Annotated in this window: 10 protein-coding genes; 6 read left to right on the forward strand and 4 right to left on the reverse strand. The window is 73.5% G+C overall.

The window, feature by feature from the left end; genetic code table 11:
- The first annotated feature begins 132 nt into the window (after positions 1–132).
- Complete coding sequence (locus ACFV9Q_RS28555) at positions 133–597, forward strand: VOC family protein (RefSeq protein ID WP_377237214.1); 465 nt, start codon at positions 133–135, stop codon at positions 595–597.
- Here ACFV9Q_RS28555 and ACFV9Q_RS28560 read toward each other — a convergent pair.
- Positions 588–1,307: a FadR/GntR family transcriptional regulator gene (locus tag ACFV9Q_RS28560; protein WP_377237215.1), complete on the reverse strand. Its 720-nt coding sequence runs from the start codon at positions 1,305–1,307 to the stop codon at positions 588–590. The genes ACFV9Q_RS28555 and ACFV9Q_RS28560 overlap by 10 nt on opposite strands.
- Before the next feature lie 162 nt (positions 1,308–1,469).
- Here ACFV9Q_RS28560 and ACFV9Q_RS28565 point away from each other — a divergent pair, with 162 nt between their 5' ends.
- Both ACFV9Q_RS28565 and ACFV9Q_RS28570 read left to right on the forward strand, forming a co-directional pair.
- Positions 1,470–2,060: a gluconokinase gene (locus ACFV9Q_RS28565; RefSeq protein ID WP_377237223.1), complete on the forward strand. Its 591-nt coding sequence runs from the start codon at positions 1,470–1,472 to the stop codon at positions 2,058–2,060.
- Positions 2,060–3,589: an SLC13 family permease gene (locus tag ACFV9Q_RS28570; RefSeq protein WP_377237216.1), complete on the forward strand. Its 1,530-nt coding sequence runs from the start codon at positions 2,060–2,062 to the stop codon at positions 3,587–3,589. The genes ACFV9Q_RS28565 and ACFV9Q_RS28570 overlap by 1 nt, the downstream gene beginning before the upstream one ends.
- Before the next feature lie 99 nt (positions 3,590–3,688).
- On the opposite strand, the gene ACFV9Q_RS28575 is transcribed toward ACFV9Q_RS28570, so the two are convergent.
- From ACFV9Q_RS28575 to ACFV9Q_RS28585, 3 genes are all read right to left on the reverse strand, one after another.
- On the reverse strand, positions 3,689–6,247 hold the full coding sequence (locus ACFV9Q_RS28575) for an amylo-alpha-1,6-glucosidase (RefSeq protein ID WP_377237217.1): 2,559 nt from the start codon (positions 6,245–6,247) through the stop codon (positions 3,689–3,691).
- A 369-nt stretch (positions 6,248–6,616) separates the two neighbouring features.
- Positions 6,617–7,270, reverse strand: a complete 654-nt coding sequence (locus ACFV9Q_RS28580) for a LuxR C-terminal-related transcriptional regulator (protein ID WP_377237218.1) — start codon at positions 7,268–7,270, stop codon at positions 6,617–6,619.
- Position 7,271: 1 nt separating this feature from the next.
- On the reverse strand, positions 7,272–8,648 hold the full coding sequence (locus ACFV9Q_RS28585) for a sensor domain-containing protein (protein WP_377237219.1): 1,377 nt from the start codon (positions 8,646–8,648) through the stop codon (positions 7,272–7,274).
- Between the two features lie 131 nt (positions 8,649–8,779).
- On the opposite strand from ACFV9Q_RS28585, the gene ACFV9Q_RS28590 reads away from it, so the two are divergent.
- The 3 genes from ACFV9Q_RS28590 (at position 8,780) to ACFV9Q_RS28600 (ending at position 14,222) form a co-directional block, all read left to right on the forward strand.
- A complete protein-coding gene (locus ACFV9Q_RS28590; RefSeq protein WP_377237220.1) occupies positions 8,780–10,549 on the forward strand; it encodes a glycosyltransferase family 2 protein in 1,770 nt (589 codons plus the stop codon).
- A gap of 169 nt (positions 10,550–10,718) precedes the next feature.
- On the forward strand, positions 10,719–11,936 hold the full coding sequence (locus ACFV9Q_RS28595; protein WP_377237221.1) for a LacI family DNA-binding transcriptional regulator: 1,218 nt from the start codon (positions 10,719–10,721) through the stop codon (positions 11,934–11,936).
- A gap of 72 nt (positions 11,937–12,008) precedes the next feature.
- A complete protein-coding gene (locus ACFV9Q_RS28600) occupies positions 12,009–14,222 on the forward strand; it encodes a beta-galactosidase (RefSeq protein WP_377237222.1) in 2,214 nt (737 codons plus the stop codon).
- The last annotated feature ends 79 nt before the right edge of the window (positions 14,223–14,301 follow it).

Consider the following 14,301-nt stretch of genomic DNA (forward strand, 5'->3'; position numbering starts at 1 on the left):
GCACGATCGCGGCAGCACGATCGCGGCAGCACGATCGCGGCAGCACGATCGCGGCAGCACGATCGCGGCAGCACGATCGCGGCAGCACGATCGCGGCAGCACGATCGCGGCAACTCGATCAAGGAGGCACCAGTGGTAGCAGCAGCATTCCGGGTGGGTCTGCGGGTGGACGACGTCGTCGCGGCGGCGGAGCTCTACCGGGGCTTCGGCTTCGAGGAGGTGGGCTCCATCCCCGGCCCCGACGGCGGTCCGGTGATGACGATCCTGGCGCGCGGCGAGGTGCAGCTGATCGTCGACGCCCTGGTCGGTATGCCGTTCCCGGACAGCGAGCGCGAACGGCTCACCCAGCGGGGTCCGCGCGGGCTCGGCGTGGCCGTCGGCCTGGGCGTGGACGACCTGGCCGCGAGCTACGACTACTGCCGGGCGTCGGGCTGCACCATCACGTCGGAGCCGGCCGACGAGGCCTGGGGCGACCGCGTGTTCGAGTGCGTCGACCCCTTCGGCTACCAGTGGGAGTTCTCCGAGCCCCTCGAGGACTGGGACGCCGGCACGGGCCTGGACGCCGCACAGGAGAGCTGGTTCGGCGGTCAGGCCTGAGCGGGGTGCGCGGGCGCCGTGCCGTCGTCGAGCGCACCGCGCACCTCGCGCACGATGCGTGCCATCGCCTCCTCGGCGGCCTCGGCGTCGCCCGCGGCGACGGCCCGGGCCACCGCCTCGTGCGCGTCGAGCGCCTCCGGCACGGGGTAGGCGGGCATGAGGCCGAGGTGGATGCGCCCGGAGATCACGACGGCGACGACGTCGGCGAGCGCCGTGAACAGCTCGTTGCCGCTGGAGCGCATGACGAGCTCGTGCATGCGGATGTCGAGCGCGAGGAACTCCGCGCCGTCGCCCTCGCCCGCCTCGCCGAGCTTGCGCATCTGGCTGGCGGTGGCGACGAGCTCGTCGCGCACCGCCGCCGTCGCGCCGCGGGCCGCCCCGGCTGCCGCCCGCGGCTCGACGGCCTGGCGCAGCTCGGTGAGCGACCGGAGCTGCGACGTGCGGCCCGGGCCGTCCAGGCGCCACGCGATGACCCGGGGGTCGAGCACGTTCCAGGCCGCGTGGGGCAGCACGACGATGCCCACACGCGGACCGGACCGGACCAGGCCGAGGCCCTCGAGCAGGCGCATCGCCTCGCGCGCGACCGTGCGGGACACCCCGAACTCGCTGCCGATCCCGTCGAGCGTCAGCGCGGCGCCGGCCGGCAGCTCACCAGCGGTGATGCGGCGGCCCAGGGCGTCGAGGACGGGGCTGTGCAGCACGGGGGGCATCCTCCAAGAATAGTTGGGACCGGCTCGGGCCGTGCTCGGGCCGAGCTCGGGCGCCGTCGACGACGGCGGATTGGTCACACCATTGGTGACATGAATCACGTGCTAATGGTGTCATCAATGGGTGAAGATAGGTCCATGGACACAGACGTCACCGAGACAGCGATGTTCTCGACCGAGACAAGCGGCGGCCCGGCAGGGCCCGCCGGGACCGATCCCGCACCCCGTGCCATCGTCGTGATGGGCGTGGCCGGCTCGGGCAAGACCACCGTCGCGGCCCTGCTCGCCGGGCGCCTCGGCGCGTCGTTCGCCGAGGGCGACGACTTCCACTCGCCCGAGAACGTCGCCAAGATGGCCGCCGGCCACCCCCTGGACGACGACGACCGCTGGCCCTGGCTGCGCGGCATCCGCGACTGGTTCGCCAAGGAGCTGAACGAGGGACGCAGCGCGGTGGTGCCGTGCAGCGCCCTGCGCCGCAGCTACCGCGACCTGCTGGAGACGGCGGGCCGTGACACGAACGGCAGCAACACGAACGGCAGCGTGCAGTTCGTGCACCTCACCGGCTCGTACGACCTGCTGCGCACCCGGATCCAGGGGCGCGCCGGGCACTTCATGAAGCCCGAGATGCTCGACAGCCAGCTCGCCGCGCTGGAGCCGCTGGCCGACGACGAGCCCGGGTTCTCCGTGGACGTCACGCCGCGCCCGGACCAGATCGTCGACGAAATCCTGCACCTGCTGGGAGAGGACGCCGCCTGATGCTCGACACCGCTCTCGCCCTCCCTGCCCTCAACGCCCCCGCTCTCAACGGACCTGCTCTCGCCGTCGCCGCCGCGGCGGACACCGCACCGACCGCCTCGACCCCGCAGCTCGTCCTGGCCGCGCTCATCGGCATCGTCGTCATCGTCGGACTCATCGTCTGGCTCAAGATGCACCCGTTCCTCGCGCTCGTGCTCGGCTCGGGCGTGCTCGCGATCGTGGCCGGGGTAGGCCTCACGGACACCTTCACCAGCTTCACGGCGGGCCTCGGGTCGACCGTCGCCGGCGTCGGCGTGCTCATCGCGCTCGGGGCGATCATCGGCAAGCTGCTCATCGACTCGGGCGGCGCCGACCGGATCGTCGACACGATCCTCGACAAGACGCCGACCAAGCGGCTGCCGTGGGCCATGGCGCTCATCGCGTTCGTCGTCGGCATCCCGCTGTTCTTCGAGGTCGGCGTCGTCCTGCTGATCCCGGTCGTGATGATCGTGGCGCGCCGCATGCGCGCCAACCCCGTCCTGGTCGGCATCCCTGCGCTCGCCGGGCTCTCCGCGCTGCACGGCCTGGTGCCGCCGCACCCCGGTCCGCTGCTCGCCATCGACGCACTCGGCGCCAACCTGGGCCTCACGCTCGGCCTCGGCCTCCTGGTCGCGATCCCGACGGTGATCATCGCCGGGCCGCTGCTCGCCATCCCGCTCACGCGCTGGGTCAAGCTGGACCCGCCCACCACCGTGCTGGGCATGTCCGACGCCGCCGCGGGCGGCACGGGCGCGGCCGACACCGGCGGCGCGCCGTCGTCCGACAACTCCGGAAACGCGACGGCAACCGCGACGGCGACCGATGCCGGCACCACCACGCTGCGCAAGCCGTCGTTCGGCATCTCGGTCCTGGTCGTGCTGCTCCCCGTGATCCTGATGCTCGCGCGGTCCGTCGTCGAGATCGCGGGCACCACCGGGACGGGCTACGGCACCGTGCTGGAGTTCCTCGGCGAGCCGCTCGTGGCGCTGCTGATCACGTCGCTGTTCGCGCTGTTCGCCTTCGGCACCGCCGTCGGACGCACGCGGCAGCAGCTCGGCGACCTCGTCGGCTCCTCGTTCGCGCCGATCGCCGGCATCCTGCTCATCGTGGGCGCGGGCGGCGGCTTCAAGCAGACGCTCGTGGACACGGGTGTCGGCGACGTCATCGCCTCCGGCATCGCCGACGCCGGGATCACCCCGCTGCTGGCCGGCTGGCTCGTGGCGGCGCTCATCCGGATCGCCACCGGTTCGGCGACCGTCGCGACGATCACCGCCGCGGGCATCATGGCGCCCCTGGCCGCGGGACTGGAGCCCACCCAGGCCGCGCTGCTCGTGCTCGCCATCGGCGCGGGCTCGGTGTTCCTGTCCCACGTGAACGACGCCGGCTTCTGGCTGGTCAAGGAGTACTTCGGCATGACGGTCGGCCAGACCTTCAAGACCTGGTCGCTCATGGAGTCGGTCCTCTCGGTGGTCGCCCTGCTGGTCGTCCTCCTCCTAGGCGCATTCGTCTAGCCGCCACTCAACCCCAACCGCCCCGCTGAGTGCTGGGTGTTTTTTTTTTTCGGGGTTCTAGGGAAAAAAACCCCCACCACCCCAAAAGTTGGGGTGGGGTTACCAGGTGAGGTGGGTTTCGCCCTTCTTGACCTGGAAGGTTTTCGGGTGGACGCCCGGGACCGTCACCGTGATCGTGGTGCGGGACGTCGTCGTGACGTTCATCGAGTTCCCGCCGCGGGCGGCGTCGAGCACCACGTCGCGGGCCACGATCCGACCGCCCTCGGCGCGCACCACCGTGCGGCCGTCACGCTCCACCGTCGTCGTGCGCGGGCCCGCCGTCACCGACCACGCGTGCCCCTTCAGGGGCACCTCCGACACGGTGTTGGTACCGGGCAGGCCGAGGGTGCCGAAGCGAAAACCGTCGGCGTCGCCCCACGGCTCGTCCGCGATCAGCTCCTGCGTGCTCATCAGCGGCATCAGGTTGGACCACGAGTAGGTGCGCCACGCGGTGTCGGTCGCCACGGAGTTGATGACCTGGCCGGCCTCCGGGTCGAAGTACTCCGGGAACCAGCCGATCTCCTTGTACGAGGTCAGCCACATCGACGTCGACTTCGTGGCCAGCTCGGCGGCCGCCTCGTCCAGGCCGTACCGCTTGAGGCCGTCGTAGACCGTGGCGTTCATCGGGGGCCAGGCAGCGCCCTGCCACTCCTCGCACGCGTCCTCCTCGCCCGGCTGGAAGTAGCGGTAGGACTGCGTCGACTCGTTGACGCGCCCGGCGCAGAACGCCGGATCGTTGCGCGCGACGCTCGGGATGACGAACTCGCCGCCGTACTCCTCCGGGTTCTCCAGGTGGTCGCGCACCAGGATCTCCGCGCGCTCCGGCGTCGCCAGCCCGCCGAACATCGGGTAGAACACAGTGGGCGTGTTGGTCGGCTCCCAGCTCCCGTCGAGGTACCGGTTGAGGTAGAGCCCGCGCTCGTCGTTCCACAGGTGCTCGTTCATGCGCACCTCGAGCCGCTCGTGCAGCGCGGCGTACCGCTCGGCCCCGGCGGTGTCGCCCAGCACCGTGGCCATCTGCGCCAGGTTCTCGGCCATGAGCCCGTAGTAGGAGTTGAGGGCGACGTCGGTCAGGTTGGTGTTCTCCCGCGTGTCCGTGCCGCCGTCGCGCGGCACCTCGACGTAGTTCCAGTACTGCGGGCTGTCGTCCAGGCCGAGGTGGTTGCCGCGGCCGCCGCGGCGCTCCTCGACCCACGGGCTCTCCAGGAGCCCGTCCTGGTTCGTGTCGAACTCCGGCATCCGCTCGATGTACCGCGTCATGATCGGGTAGACGAGCTCCAGGATGCTGCGGTCCCCCGTGCGCGTGTACGCCCGCCAGGCGGCGTAGGTGTGCATCGGCCCGGCGTGGAGCTGGTCGTAGCGCGGACCGTTCTGGTCGTAGAAGTCGCGGATGTGGTCGAGTGCCGTCGCGGGGTCGACGCTCAGCTCGGTGATCGCGTCCCAGGCGGAGTCCCAGCCCAGGAAGATGTCGTCACCACCGCCGCCGAGGCCCCACATGACGAACGACCGGTCGTACTTCTCGTCCCAGTTGTCGTTCAGCGACATCGCGTCGCGCAGGTAGGTCGCCGCCTGACCGGTCGGGCCGCGGCCGTGGAGCGTGTCGTCGTCGGCCCGCGCCTCGGCACGGTCCAGGATGCGCGTCACGTCCCGGGTGCTCAGCCGGGACCGGTCGGGCGCCTGCGTCGAGACGGCGGCCTGGAACGCGACGGTCTCCCCCTTGTCCAGCGCGTACCGCTGCGCGACGGCGCCCTCCCCCGCCGCGTACTCCTTGCCGGCCAGGCCCTTGAGCAGCTCGGCGACGTTCGCATAACCGGTCGTCTCCTCGGGCGTCTCCGTCGAGTCGAGCCGGAAGCTGCCCACCTGGGAGGCGTCCCGAACGCCCGCCGACGTCGCGACGATCGAGCGCTCCCCCTCCGGGCGGTACGTGCTCGGCTCGGCCCACGGCGGGCTGGCCTGCAGGAACACCTCGGTGTCGTCGGTCAGTGCGGTCGCCGAGCCCACGATCTCGCCGTCGTCCGTGGTCGAGAACCGCAGCCGGACGGTCCGGGTGTCGCGCACGGCCGCCTCGTACGCGGCCTCCTGGACCGGGAGCTGCTCGCGCGCCTTCTCGACCTCCGCCTCGGACCAGTCCTCAGGGTGGGCGAGGACGGCGCGCAGTCCTCCGATCGTCTCCGGCGTGATGTTCCGGTTGTCGGTGGTCATGTCGATCTCGTAGTACGAGCCGTCGGGTGTGACCGTCCCGATCCGCTTGATCCACGGGACCATGTTGTCGTCGAGCACGCGGCCCTGCGGCGTCACCATGTTGAAGGCCAGCGAGAACCGCGCGTGCCCCTCGCCGACCAGGAGTGCGCCGTCGAACTCCTGCTCCTTGAAGCCCGGCAGGGCGAACGGGAGGGAGCGCGGGGCGTACTGGTCCTCGGGTGAGCCGGCGCCGGTGCCAGCTTCCTGGGCGGCTGTGGCGGTGGTGCTGGTGACGGTGGTGCTGGTGCCGGTTGCGCTGGTCGGGGCGGTGTTCGCGGCGGCGCCGTCGGCGGCGAGCGCGCCCGCAGCGAGCGGGACGGTGACCAGGGCGCCGGCCACGAGGGCGGCTCCGAACCTGGCGGTCGTTCGTCGGCTCATCAATGAACCCTTCACGTCGATGTGAACGCTAACAACCAGAACTGTAGGTGCTGGTCACATGACACACAAGTGCCAACTGAGGGATCTCGCCGGACAGGCCGGGGCCGCCGGAAGGCCAGGCGCACACGAGCCGGCCCGCCGCCGGCGCCGTCGAAGTGCGCTTCTACCCCGTCATTGCGCCCGAAAACACGGTGTTTCCGGGCCCAATGACGGGGTAGAAGCGCACATCTCGGCCTCGCCCGGTTCGGCCCGGGCCGGGCCCCAGCCCCGTCCGCGGCCCGCGAAGACATCCGCCGAACGGCGCACGCCTCGCGCCGATCTTCCGTCATCCGGCGGACGGATCATCCGCCGTCCGGCGGACGCTCCCGCTCAGCCGCGCAGGTACGCGAGCACGGCCCGTACCCGGCGGTGCCCGGTCTCGTCGACGGTGAGGCCGAGCTTGGCGAACACGTTGCCGATGTGCTTGGCCACCGCGGCGTCGCTCACCACGAGCCGCGCGGCGATCTCCGGGTTCGACCGGCCCTCGGCCATGAGCGCGAGCACCTCGCGCTCGCGGGGCGTCAGGACGTCGAGCGGGGATGCGCGCCGGTCGAGCAGCGACCGGACGATCTGCGGGTCGATCACGGTGCCGCCCGACGCGACGACCTCCAGCGACGTCATGACGTCGCTCACGCGCCCGATCCGGTCCTTGAGCAGATAGCCGATCCCGCCGGAGGAGCCCGCGAGCAGGTCCCGCGCGTAGGCGTCGGCGACGTACTGCGAGAGCAGCACGACGGGCAGCGCCGGGAAGTGTCGTCGGAGCTCGACCGCCGCGTCGATGCCGTCGTTCTCCAGCCGGGGCGGCATGCGGACATCCGTGATCACCAGGTCGGGCAGCTCGCCGTGCGCGCCGTCGGCGAGGACCAGCCGCACGAGCTCGTCGGCGTCGCCCGTCACGTGCACCACCTCGTGCCCCACGCGTTCGAGCAGCGAGACCAGCCCGTCCCGCAGCAGCACCGAGTCCTCCGCCAGCACGACCCGCACGTCAGGCCGCCCCGGTCGGGTCGGCAAGATCGCCCGGCCTGACGGCGGGCGCAGCGCCCTGCCCGACGACGGCGACACCTTCCGGCACCACGGCGGGCGCGTGCGTCTGCACGACGGCGGGCGCGCGAGCCGGCAGGAGCAGGGCGATCGTCGTCGGCCCGCCGGCCGGGCTGGTCACCGTCAGGTTCCCGTCGGCCGCCTCGGCGCGCTCGCGCAGGCCGGCGAGCCCGGTTCCGGTGCGCGGGTCCGCGCCGCCGACGCCGTCGTCGTCGACCCGGACGGTCAGGACGCCGCCGTCCTGCGCCATCTCGACGCCGGCGCCGCGCGCCCGGCTGTGCCGCGCCACGTTCGTCAGCGCCTCGCTGACGACGAAGTAGGCGCACAGCTCGACCTCGGCGTCGAACCGGTCCTCCACGGTGCTCGTCAGCGTCACCGGGACGGGCATGCGGGACGTCAGCTCGTGCACGGCGGGGGTCAGCCCGTGGTCGGCGAGCACCCGGGGGTGGATCGCGCGGACCGTCGAGCGCAGGTCGTCGAGCGCGGCCTCGGCGAGGTCGTGCGCGCGGTCGAGGTGTCCGCGCAGCCGCGCGACGTCGACGCCCGCCCGGGCCAGGGCGTCGGCGTCGAGCTCCGCGAGGTCCAGCTCCGCGGAGCCGAGCGCGATGGCGAGGGTCACCAGCTTCTGCTGGGCGCCGTCGTGCAGGTCGCGCTCGATGCGGCGCAGGTCGCCCTCGAACGACCGGACGAGGTTCGCCCGCGACGCCGTCAGGCGGGCGATCTGACGACGCAGCTCGTCGCCGCGGGGCGCGAGCAGGGTGCGCGCCAGCGCACCCTGGGCCAGCGCCAGGAACCCGACCGTGTATCCCAGCGCCGGGAGGCTGAGCACGGCGACGGCGAAGCCGAGCGCGACGCCCGCCGGGTTCGCGTCCCAGACAGGATCGCCCGCGATCACCCGTTCCGGGATCGTCACCGCGGCCGACACCGCCGCGACGACCAGGAGGTGCATCGCGGCGCAGGCCCAGCCGACCACGAGGCAGGCCGTCACGTAGACGACCTCACGCCAGGTCGCCGCCTCCGTGAGGCGCAGCCGGACCAGCTCCTGCGTGTGCGGGTCGGCGATCCGGTCCTGTCCCAGCAGAGGGACGCGGAACCGGTCGAGCCGGGCGATCAGCGGGCTGCACGCCAGCGTGACGACGACCAGGAGAACGACCAGGGCGTACAGCGACTGCGCGTGTAGCAGGCCGCTGAAGATCAGGATCACGAACGGCCCCGTGACCAGCGCGCTCGTGAGCGTGAACAGCCAGGCGCGGGGCAGCCACGCGGACACCAGGTAGCCGGGCCGGCGCACGGCGAGGGCGAGGCTGTCGGGTCGGCGCACGCCCTCACGGTACCGCCGGAGGGTACGGCCGGAGAGGGCGCGCGGTGGACTCCCGGGGTAGTGCCAGGTCTACCCCCGGCGTCGCCCGCACGCCCGTGACCAGGCAGATCACCACCGCTGGGATGAGAGGCATGGTGATCACGGGCCCCGATGGACCCCCTCCGCGTCCCCGACGTCCGGCCGTCCCGGCCGGCGTCTCCTCCGCCGTCCTGCCCGCGCTGTCGCTCGCGCTGGCCTGGGCCGGCCTCGCCGCGCTCGCGTGGCTCGCACTCTCCGCGGGCGCCCCGCCGTCGACCCCCGCGCTGTGGGCGACGACGCCGCCGGCCGCCGGCGCGATCGCCGCGGCCTGGCTGGTCGGCGCGCGAGCCGCCCTGCTGCTGGTCGCGTCGTGCCGGCCGCGGCACCCGTCCCTCGGGTCGCGGGCGCGGGAGGCGCGTCCCGACCTCGACTCCGTCGTCGCCCTCCTGTGTCCGACGGCGGACGACTTCCGGCCGGACGTCGTGCGCCGCAGCATGCGGCAGTCCCACGGGCGGCTCCGGACGGTGATCCTGGACGACTCGCGCACCGGCGCGGCGCGGGCCGCGGTCGACGCCTTCGCCGCGAGCTGCGCACCGGGCGCCGTGGAGGTCGTGCGGCGGGCGGACCGGCGGGGTTTCAAGGCGGGCAATCTCAACAACTACCTGAGCCATCATGCCGACGGGGTGGACGCCGTCGTGATCCTGGACGCCGACCAGGAGATCGGCCCGGACTTCGTCCGGACCGCGCTGCGCCACCTCCGCGCCTATCACGGGGTGGCCGTGGTGCAGGGCGAGATCCGCTCGCGGCGGGGCGGCACCCGGTTCGTCCGCGACTTCCGCGGGATGTTCGACGCCCACCTGCGCGCGGTGTCGGCGGGCCGGTCCGCGCTCGGCATCGCCACGTTCGCCGGTCGCGGTGCCCTGCTCGACGTCGGCGCACTGCGCGCGGCCGGCGGCTTTCCCGAGGTCGTCGCCGAGGACGCCGCGCTGACCCTGGAGCTCGCCGGCCGCGGACAGACGGTCCGGTACGTGCCGGACCTCGTCTCCGTCGAGGACGCGCCCACGGACTACGCGGCGTTCACCACCCAGCTCGGCAAGTTCACGGAGGGCGCCATGCAGCTCCTCGGCCGCAGCGGCGGGCTGCTGTTCGACCCCCGGCTGCACCCCGCGCGGCGGCTGGACGTGTTCGTGGACCTCGCCTCCCCGCTCGTGGGCGCCGCCCTGACGGTCACGCTGTTCGCGTTCGGCCTCGCGGCGGCCGCCGGCGGCGCGGGCCCAGCTCCGGGCCACGCGCCGGGCCTGCCCGTTCCGCTCGGCGTCTCGCTCGGGATCCTCGGCGCGGTGCCGCTGCTGCCCGAGGCGCTCCGCCTGATCCAGACGCGGGACCGGTTGGAGGGCCGGACGCCGGGCCGGACGCAGGGTCGGACGCCGGGCTGGTCGCCGGGCCGGTCGCCGGGCCGGTCTCCGGGCTGGTCTCCGGGCTGGTCTCCGGGCTGGTCGCCGGGGCGGTCGAGCGTCGCCACCATGGGGGGCTCGGTCGTGGGCTCCGTGCTGGCCGCGATCTCGTTCCTCATGCGGGGCGCCATGCTCTACGCGTCAGTGGCCGTCGTCGCGCTGCGCGCCGTCCTGCGGGTCGCGGCGGGGAACGGGGCCAGGTTCGTGGTCACGCCCAAGGAGAACGCCGAGCCGGGCCTCCGGCCCAGCCTCCGCCGACGCCGGCCCGAGCTCGCCGCCGCGAGTGTCGCGCTCGTCACGGCCGTGCTGCTGACCGGGACGGTCGCGCCGGCCGGGATCTTCTGCACGGTCGCGGTCACCGCCGTCGGCTACTCGTGGCTGGGCGGGCGCCCGGTGCGACGGCGGCCCGCGAGACGGCGGCCCGTGTGACGGCGGCCGGCACGACGGCGTCCGGCACGACGACGCCCGGCACGACGACACCCGGTACGGCGGCGGCCGGGGCCTTGACTGCGTAGTCAGAGCGTGGTTCGCTCGGCCCCGTTGACTACGTAGTCAGTCCGGCCGTCACACGGTCCGACCACAGCGAGGGAGCTGGTCCATGGATGCCGGGCAGCGGGTGTCGCAGCCGGTGTCGCAGCGTGCGACACAGCGCGTGTCGATGACGGACGTCGCCCGCCGTGCCGGCGTCTCGCAGAAGACCGTGTCGCGTGTGGTCAATCACGAGCCGCACGTCGCGGACGCCATCCGCGCGCGGGTGCAGGCCGTCATCGAGGAGCTGGGCTTCCGCCCGAACGCGGCCGCCCGCGCCCTGGTCACCCGCCGGAACCAGCGCATCGGCATGGTCACGATGGGCACCGCGCTGTACGGACCGACGTCGATCCTCCAGGGCGTCGACGCCGCCCTGCGGGGCTCCGGCTACCACCTGAGCGTCGCGCGCACGCAGGGCGGCGGCGTCGCCGACCTGCAGGCCGCGATCGACGAGCTCGTCGCCCAGGACGTCGCGGGCCTCGTGCTCTCCGAGCCGATCGACCTGGGGCACCCGGAGCTGCGCCTGCCGGGCGGGCTGCCGGTCCTCACGTTCGACTCGCCGACGTCGGCGGACGACCCGGCCGGGGCCACCGCTTCCGGCACCACAGATCCCGCCCGCCCCGACGAGCTGGTGCTGGGCGCCGACGAGCTGGCCGGGGCCAGGGCCGCCACCGAGCACCTCCTGGCGCTCGGGCACCGCACCGTGCACCACGTCGCCGGCACCGCGGGCTGGTCGGCCACCGCCCGCCGGATCGCCGGCTGGCGCGGCGCACTGTCGGACGCCGGCATCACCGCACCGCCGGTGGTGCACGGCGACTGGAGCCCCCGGTCCGGGTACGAGGCGACCACGGAGCTGCTGCGCCGCGCCGGCTCCAGCCGCGCCGGCTCCAGCCGCGCCGGTTCCAGCAACGACACACACTCCACCGACGTCACGCACTCCACCGACGACACGCGCACCGACACCCCTGTCACCGCGATCTTCGCCGCCAACGACCACATGGCGATCGGCGCCGTCCGGGCCGTGGAGCTGGCCGGGCTGCGGGTGCCCCACGACGTGAGCGTCGTGGGCTTCGACGACGCCCCCGAGGCCGAGTACCTGTCCACTCCCCTGACGACCGTGCGCCAGGACTTCGCCGAGGTCACCCGCCTGGCCGTGCACCGGCTGCTGCGCGCCGTCGAGGGCCGGCCGCCGACGGAGCGGAACCGGCTGGTCCCCACCCAGCTCGTGGTCCGGGAGAGCACCGCGCCGCCGCCCGAGGGCACTCCACCCGAGACCCCGCACACCTGACCTGCGCACTCACCTGCACATCCACCTGCACGCCTGACCCGCACCCGACCAGCCCCGACCCGAGAGGCCGCCATGAGCCCCCTGCACCACCTGACCGACGGCGTCCTCTTCGGCGCCGCGTACTACCCCGAGTACCACCGGCCCGAGGACCGGCTCTCGAACCGGCTGGAGAAGGACCTGGATCTCATGGTCGAGGCCGGGTTCTCGGTGATCCGGGTCGGCGAGTCGGTGTGGTCCACGTGGGAGCCCGAGAACGGGCGCTTCGACCTCGACTGGCTCCAGCCCGTGCTCGACGGCGCGCACGAGCGCGGCATCCGGGTGGTGCTCGGCACGCCCACGTACGCGGTGCCGATGTGGCTGGCGCGGCTCTACCCGGAGATCAACGTCGTCCGGGCGGACGGCCGGGCGATGGGCTGGGGCGCGCGCCAGGAGATTGACTACACGCACCCGTCGTTCCTGTTCCACGCCGAGCGGGTCATCCGCGCCGTCGTCGCGCGGTACGCCGCGCACCCCGCCGTCGTCGGCTTCCAGGTGGACAACGAGCCCGGGAACGAGATCTTCCACAACCGGCAGGTCTTCGAGCGGTTCGTCGACCACCTGCGCAGCCGGTACGGCTCGGTCGAGCGGCTGAACGACGAGTGGGGGCTGACGTACTGGTCGCACCGGCTGTCCTCGTGGGCGGACCTGTGGACGCCGTCGGGCAACGCTCAGCCGCAGTACGCGCTCGCCTGGCGCCGGTTCCAGGCGCAGCTCACCACCGACTTCATCGGCTGGCAGGCCGACGTCGTGCGCGAGTACGCGCGCGAGGATCAGTTCGTCACCACCTGCATCTCGTACGAGCGCCCGGGCGTGCAGGACGACGCGCTCACGCGCGAGCTGGACGTGACCGCCGGCAACCCGTACTACCGGATGCGCGACCACCTGGCCCTGCCCCCGAGCGTCACCGACGACCAGGCCTGGATGACCACGGGGACGTGGTCGCTGTACGCCACGGCCGACCGGATGTACGCCTCGAAGCAGGCGCCGTTCCTCGTCACGGAGACCAACGCGCAGGCGATCGGCGGCCCCTGGCAGAACGAGCCCGCCTACGACGGCCAGTGGCGGCAGGCCGCCTGGGCGCTGGTCTCGCGCGGCGCGACCATGATCGAGTACTGGCACTGGCACACGCTCCCCTACGGCACCGAGACGTACTGGGGCGGCGTGCTGCCGCACTCGCTGGAGCCGGGCCGGGTCTACCGGCAGGTCGCGGAGCTCGGCGCCGAGCTGCGTGCGGCCGGTCCCGCGGTGGCGAACCTGACGCCGGACGCCGACGTCGCCCTCGTCTGGTCCAACCCGAGCAAGTGGTCGCTGGCCGAGTTCCCGCAGCTCGGCGGCGGCACCGGACCGGACCCGCGCGGCTGGCACCGGATCTTCGACGCCTTCTACCGCGGGGCGTTCGACGCCGGCCTGCAGGCCCGGCTCGTGCACGACGCCCAGCTCACCGACGCCACCCCCGAGGACGCCGCACGCGAGCATCCCGTGCTGGTCGCGGCGGGCGTCACGATCGCCGACGACGCCTGGCTGCAGTGGCTGGAGCGCTACGCCGCGGCCGGCGGCCACCTCGTGCTGGGCATCCGCACCGGGTACGAGGACGAGGAGGCCCGCGCGCGGGCGGAGCGCAAGCCCGCGCACCTGAGCGCGGCAGCCGGCGTCTTCTACGACGAGTTCGCCACGATCGACGCGCCGCTGCCCGTGCACGCCGCGGACGGCTTCGACGTGGCCGACGGCGCCCTCGACAACCCCCTTGCCGACGCGCACGCGACGAGCTGGGTCGACGGGCTGCAGGTTCTGGACGCCGAGGTGCTGGTCGGCTACGACCACCCGCACTTCGGCCGCTGGCCCGCCGTCACCACCCGGGCGCACGGCACGGGCCGGGTCACCACGGTCGGCACCGTGCCCGACCCGGCGCTGGCCCGGGCGGTGCTGGACTGGGCGGCGCGACACAGCGGGCCGTCGGTCCTGGACGGGCCGACGGCCGGGCCGACGGCTCGGCCGACTGCGGTGGGGCCGGCGTCGGGCGGCGGGTCCGAACCGGCGCGGTGGCGTCCGCAGGCGCCGTCGCAGACGGTGACCGGAGCGCGGAACCCAGCGGGTCAGCGGGTACGTTTCGTGCACTCGTGGTCCTGGGACCCGAGCGTCTTCGTGCTGCCCGGCGCGGTCCGCGACCTGCTCAGCGGCGAGGAGCTGGCCGAGGGCGCGCGGATCGAGCTCGGCCCGTGGGACGTCCGGGTGCTGCTGGAGGTCTGAGAGCGGGGCCCGAACTGAGGGCGCGCCGGTCGGGAGGCCGGGCCGGGCGTGAGGGTGCACCCAGCGCGCGGCCGGGCCG

The sequence above is a fragment of the Promicromonospora sp. NPDC059942 genome, assembly GCF_042731755.1.
Lineage (GTDB): Bacteria > Actinomycetota > Actinomycetes > Actinomycetales > Cellulomonadaceae > Promicromonospora.

Coding starts and splice junctions, on each gene's coding strand:
- ACFV9Q_RS28560 (WP_377237215.1), bottom strand. CDS start 1,307: ATGCCCCCCGTGCTGCACAGCCCCGTCCTCGACGCCCTGGGCCGCCGC.
- ACFV9Q_RS28565 (WP_377237223.1), top strand. CDS start 1,470: ATGTTCTCGACCGAGACAAGCGGCGGCCCGGCAGGGCCCGCCGGGACC.
- ACFV9Q_RS28570 (WP_377237216.1), top strand. CDS start 2,060: ATGCTCGACACCGCTCTCGCCCTCCCTGCCCTCAACGCCCCCGCTCTC.
- ACFV9Q_RS28575 (WP_377237217.1), bottom strand. CDS start 6,247: ATGAGCCGACGAACGACCGCCAGGTTCGGAGCCGCCCTCGTGGCCGGC.
- ACFV9Q_RS28590 (WP_377237220.1), top strand. CDS start 8,780: ATGGTGATCACGGGCCCCGATGGACCCCCTCCGCGTCCCCGACGTCCG.
- ACFV9Q_RS28595 (WP_377237221.1), top strand. CDS start 10,719: ATGGATGCCGGGCAGCGGGTGTCGCAGCCGGTGTCGCAGCGTGCGACA.
- ACFV9Q_RS28600 (WP_377237222.1), top strand. CDS start 12,009: ATGAGCCCCCTGCACCACCTGACCGACGGCGTCCTCTTCGGCGCCGCG.